Raw genomic sequence first — 4395 nt, forward strand, 5'->3', positions numbered from 1 at the left:
GGCCGGAGGGTACGACCTGGTGGTGGAGGCGGCCGGGGCGACCGGCACGGCCCGCACCGCCGTGCGGCTGGCCCGGCGCGGCGGCCGGGTCGCGCTGATCGGCATTCCCGGTGTGGACGAGCGGCCGCCCGCGCCGGCCGACCTGGTGCTCGGCGAGATAACCCTCTACACCGTGTTCGGGGCGCCGCCCCGGGCCTGGACCCACGCGGTGCGCGCGTTCGCCGCCGGCGCGCTCGACCCGGCCGTCCTGATCACGCACGAGGTGCGTCTCGACGACGCGGCCGAGGCGTTCCGGCTGCTGGCCGATCCGGCCGCCGGAGCGGTCAAGGTGCTGCTGCGACCGTGAGAGGAGACCCGGTGTCCACAGTGGAGCAGGTCACCGATCCCGTTGCCGAGCACGGCGAAGGTCCGGTGTGGCATCCCGGCTGGCCCGGTCTGCGCTGGGTGGACATGCTCGCGGGCGACGTGCTCGAGCTGGACCCGGACACGCAGGCGGTCACCCGGCATTCGGTGAGCCGGGTGGTCGCGGCGCTGCGGCCGCGCGCGGACGGCGGCGCGGTCCTGGCCCTCGAGCGCGGCTTCGCCCTGGCCGGCGCGGACCTGACCGGGATCCGCCCGCTCGGCGAACTGTGGACCGACCCCGGCATCCGGATGAACGAGGGCGACTGCGACCCGCACGGCCGGTTCTACTGCGGGACCATGGCCTACGCCGAGACCCCCGGCGCCGGCACGCTGTACCGGCTCGACCCGGACGGCGCCGTGACCACGCTGCTCACCGGCGTGACCATCTCCAACGGCCTGGGCTGGAGCCCGGACGGCGGCACGGCCTACTACGTCGACACCCCGACCCACCGGGTCGACGCGTTCGACTACGACCACGACGGCGGGCTGACCGCGCGGCGCCCGCTGTTGCGCATCCCGGAGGATGCCGGCGCCCCGGACGGGCTGACCGTGGACGCCGACGGCCGGCTGTGGGTGGCGCTGTGGGGTGGAAGCGCGGTGCGCTGCTACGAACCGGACGGCCGGCTGGTCGAGGAACTCGCCCTGCCGGTCACCCAGGTGACGGCGTGCACGTTCGGCGGGCCAGGGCTGGACGAGCTCTACATCACGACGTCCCGGCAGGGCACCGGCCCGGCTGCCCAACCCGAGGCCGGTGCCCTGTTCCGGGCCCGCCCCGGCGTCAGGGGCAGGCCCGCCCGGACGTTCGGTCCTAACCCGGTTTCGAAACCGATCCGACCGAAGTGACCAGCTCTGCTCGTCCGGAAACACAGCTAAGTGGTGCCGATCCCGATCTCACTGGCGATCGCGGTCGCACCGCCGACCGTGGCAAGCGCCCGCAGCCGCACGTACCGCGCCCGGACCGGGCGGAACCGGGCGTGTTTGAGGGTGTGGTCGCCCGCCCAGGACCCGTGGGCCACCTCGCGGAACCGGGCGCCGTCCACGCTGGTCTCCACCCGGTAGCCGGTGATGTTGCCCTCGGTCAGGTAGTCGTACCGGTAGTTGGTCGCGGTGTCCTGGCGGGGCAGGTAGGACACCGTGTCGATGCCGGAACGGGTCCGGCCCAGATCCACCGTGATCGTCTGGGGCAGCGGCCCGGTCGACTGCCACAGGGTCTGGTCGGCCTGCCCGTTCCAGCCGAAGTCGCTGTGCCCGTCGATCACCGCGGCGGCGGTGCCGCTCGTCGCGGTGGCCGACACCGGCGTGAGCTGCCGGCGGGGCTGGTCCGGCTGGGCCGGCAGCGGGGGGCGGCGGCGGTCCGGCCGCCAGTTCGCGCCGACCGTTCGAAGCGTTTCGACGACGGTTGCGTCCAGTAGTCCCTGCGGGTTGGGCGGGCAGTTGAGGATGAACGTGCAGTATCGAGGCTCGAGCACCCGCAGGTGGCCGTCCACGATCTGCTCCGGGGTGAGCAACACGTCCGGGGTCGCCGGATGCCAGAACCAGCCGGCCGGCGAGATCGTCTGGCCCTGGCTGGCCGCGTAGGTGTTGCCCTCCGGGCAGAACACGCCGCCCTTGGGCTCCTCGATGAACAGCAGGTCGGCGTCCCATGGGACGGTCAGCCCGTTGAGGTCGAGGACCAGGCAGTCCGGCTGGATCGACGCGACATGCGCCCGGATGTCGCCGAAGGAGATCGTGTTGTGGCCGAGCTTCGGATGCCAGGCCCAGCCGTCGAAGATCAGCAGCGGCACCCGCCCGTACCGGGTGAGCAACTCGGTGAGCTGGCCCTTGACCAGCTCCAGGTCGATCGGCGCCGGCTCGTCCCACACCGGCGGGCCGACCCCGTTGGTGCGGTCCCAGATGGAGAAGTACAGGCACGGCGTGACGCCCCTGGACCGGAACGCGTCCATGTATTGGCGCACCACGTCATGCCGGTAGGAACTGCTCATCACGTCGTAGTCGGTGAACCGCGACGGCCACAGGCAGAACCCGTCGTGATGCTTGGCGGTCAGCACGGCGAACTTCATGCCGGCCGCCCGCGCCGCGTCCGCCCACTGCCCGCAGTCCAGCGCGGTCGGGTTGAACGACAACGGATCCTGGTTCGGGTTGACCCATTCCTGGTCATGGAACGTGCCCATGTTGAAGTGCAGGAACATCCCGAACCGCCAGTCGACGAACCGCCGCTGTAGCTCGTACCGGTTGCCCCGGGCGCCATGGAAGGGCTCCGCGACCGCCGGGACCGGCAGCGCGGTCGCCGCCGCCAGCGCGCCGGCCGCGGTCAGGAAACCCCGGCGTCCCAACCCTTCTGTGTTCACTGCCGAACACCTCCCCGTTGGTTGCCCAGCGCCACCAGGCTGACCGGGCCCGGTCCACCGGCGGCGGCCTCCGGCGTGATCACGGCCAGTGCGAGGGTGTTCTGGCCGCGCTCGTCCAGCAGGCCGGCAGGCAGCACGAAGTCGCGCTGCGGGCCCAGGTTGTTGATGTACTTGCCGACGTTCCACCCGTTGAGGAAGATCAGCACCCGGTAGTTCCGGGCGGTGTCGCCACCGAACCGCAGGCCGACCGGCACGTCCTGGTCACGCGGCAGGTCCAGCCGGAACGTGGTGCGGTACCAGGAGATCCCCGGGCTCAGCGCGCCGTTGGAAGGCACGCCGACCGGCCGCCAGAACCTGTCGGAGGACTCCGGCAGGTGCCAGCCGGCCCGCTCGCCGAACAGACCGCCGTTGTTCAGTGGACCGCGCACCCGGTCGGCCAGGTCCCGGCCGCCCCGGGCGCCCTGGATCCGCCAGGCGATCGGCCCGGACGAGCCCGCGACGACCGCGCCGGTCAGGCCGCGCGGCTGCTTGAACCGCATGTCGTTGGCGATCCAGTCGTCGTTGTGGCCCATGTTCTCGACCAGCACCGACAGCACGGCCGGCGCGCCGGGGGTGAGCAGTCCGGCGGGGATCGGGAAGTCGCCCCGGCCCGGGTCGGGGTTGGGCGTCGGGTTGTCCGGATCGGTGTCGGCCTGGGTGCCGCCGTTGGCCACACCGAGATAGCGGCCATTGAGCCACACCTGGTAGATCCCGTTCTTGCCGGTGATCGCGTTCAGCGTCACCGCGGTCTCCGCGCCGGTGGCGGTGAAGTGGCCGCGGTACCAGACGTGCCCGTAGTCGAACCCGTAGTCGCCGGCGTAGAGCACCGGCAGGGTCTTCGGCGGCAGCGGGCTGGTCGAGGTGGTCTTGTCCGCGACGGTCCAGCCGGCGTCCGCGAAGTCCACAGTGGACTCGGGCGCCTCGGTGCGCTGCCGCCCCCCGGTGAATGCCGGCAGCCGCACCGAGTCGGGGCCACGCACCCGGCCGAGCAGTGAGCCGCTCGCCGGGTGGTGGACGGATACCGGACCGGCGCCGAGGGTCAGCCGCTGCGCCGGCGCCGGTCCGAATACCTCCACCTCCCCGTCGGCCTCGACATCCGCGCGCAGGCGCAGCGTGCCGCCGGTGAGGTGGGCCGAACGGGCCAGCGAGGTGCCGCGCACCAGCACCGGCCCGGCATTGGTGTCCAGCCGCCAGAACGTGGCCACCGTCTCGTCGGTGCCGACCAGCAGCAGCATCGGCCGCCGGCCGCCGCCGCTGACCAGCACCCGGGCCAGACCCGAGTGGACGTGGTCGAGCCGCAGGTCGCCGCTGGCCGGGTCGTAGGACGAGCGCACCTGGCCGTCGAGCACCCGCACCGACGGGCGGGACCGGTAGCGCAGCACGGTCGAGCCGGACTCCCCCGCCCGGCCGTAGAGCAGGGCCACGTCCCGGCCGCCGATGAAGGCGTGCGTCATCAACTCCGAGGTCGACCAGACCAGGCGCTGCCCGCCGAGGTCGTAGCCGGCCATGAGGATCTTGGCGTCCCGGCCGTTGACCCGCACCGGCACCGAGTACCGGCCGTCCGGCGTCGACCAGTCCAGTGTGGACATCTCGTCGGTGCGCGCCG

Annotated in this window: 4 protein-coding genes; 2 read left to right on the forward strand and 2 right to left on the reverse strand. The window is 72.6% G+C overall.

Annotated elements, in window-relative coordinates:
* Positions 1–346 (forward strand): zinc-binding dehydrogenase (locus tag VFO68_RS25780; RefSeq protein ID WP_325160971.1); only part of this gene is annotated, 346 nt, incomplete at its 5' end.
* 11 nt (positions 347–357) lie between these two features.
* Positions 358–1245 carry an SMP-30/gluconolactonase/LRE family protein gene (locus VFO68_RS25785; protein WP_414635571.1) on the forward strand — a complete coding sequence of 296 codons (888 nt, stop codon included), beginning with the start codon at positions 358–360 and terminating at the stop codon, positions 1243–1245.
* 26 nt (positions 1246–1271) lie between these two features.
* On the opposite strand, the gene VFO68_RS25790 is transcribed toward VFO68_RS25785, so the two are convergent.
* Positions 1272–2750, reverse strand: a complete 1479-nt coding sequence (locus tag VFO68_RS25790; RefSeq protein ID WP_325160972.1) for an alpha-L-fucosidase — start codon at positions 2748–2750, stop codon at positions 1272–1274.
* Positions 2747–4395: beta galactosidase jelly roll domain-containing protein (locus VFO68_RS25795; protein ID WP_325160973.1), on the reverse strand; the 1649-nt coding region annotated here is incomplete at its 5' end. The genes VFO68_RS25790 and VFO68_RS25795, both read right to left, overlap by 4 nt.

The sequence above is a fragment of the Actinophytocola sp. genome (assembly GCF_035712165.1).
Taxonomy (GTDB): Bacteria; Actinomycetota; Actinomycetes; order Mycobacteriales; family Pseudonocardiaceae; genus DASYTH01.